Raw genomic sequence first — 901 nt, forward strand, 5'->3', positions numbered from 1 at the left:
AACGCCCGTGATGCCACACGCGCGGCCCTGAAGGATGTGGCCGGACCGGTGGTCGCCATCGCCCTGGTGTTGACGGCGGTATTCGTGCCGGTGGCCTTCCTCGGTGGCCTGACCGGTCTGTTCTACCGGCAGTTCGCGCTGACCCTGTCGATCTCGGTGCTGATCTCGGCATTCGTCGCGCTCAGCTTCATCCCGGCGCTGTGCGCGCTGCTGCTGAAGCCGACGGCGGAATCACGCTGGTCCGGTCTGCCCGGCCGCTTCTTCGGCGCTTTCAATCGCGGCTTCGGCAGCTTCGCCAAGGGTTACAGCCGTGTCGTGCAGCGTTCGCTGCTCCATCGGGCGCTGCCGATCGCAGTGTTCGTTGCCCTGGTGGTCGGTGCCGTGGTGCTGGTCGAGCAGCGGCCGGCCGGCTTCCTGCCGGACGAGGATCAGGGTTATCTGCTGATCAACGCCCAGTTGCCGCTCGGTGCGTCTCTGCAACGCACGGAAGCGGTGATGGAGAAGTTCCGCAAGATCGTCGACGAGAAGTTTCCGGAGGTCGAAAGCTTCATCGCCATCAATGGCTTCAGCCTGATCACCCGCGTCAACACGCCCTACAGCGGCACCGGTTTTCTGGTGCTCAAGCCCTGGGCGGAGCGTGGCGGTGGCCACTCGGACGCATTCTCGATCGTGCGCCGGCTCAATCAGGAACTGGCCTCCTTGAGCGAAGCCAGCTTTCTGGTGCTCAACCCGCCGTCGATCCCCGGTATCAGCGCTACGGGCGGTTTCGAGTTCCTGCTCGAAGATCGCCGCGGCGGCGATGTCGGCGAACTGGCGCAGATCTCCCAGGAGCTGGTCGCCGAAGCATCGAAGCGTCCGGAGATCAGCCGCATATTCACGCTGTTCACCACCAAGGTGCCGC

The 901-nt window shown here is 64.7% G+C and carries 1 protein-coding gene; it reads left to right on the top strand.

The window, feature by feature from the left end; genetic code table 11:
* On the top strand, window positions 1-901 hold a 901-nt coding region (locus Q0D45_RS09850), incomplete at both ends, for an efflux RND transporter permease subunit (protein ID WP_293391985.1).

Origin of the sequence: Nevskia sp., assembly GCF_023266035.1 — a bacterium.
Classification (GTDB): Bacteria; Pseudomonadota; Gammaproteobacteria; order Nevskiales; family Nevskiaceae; genus Nevskia.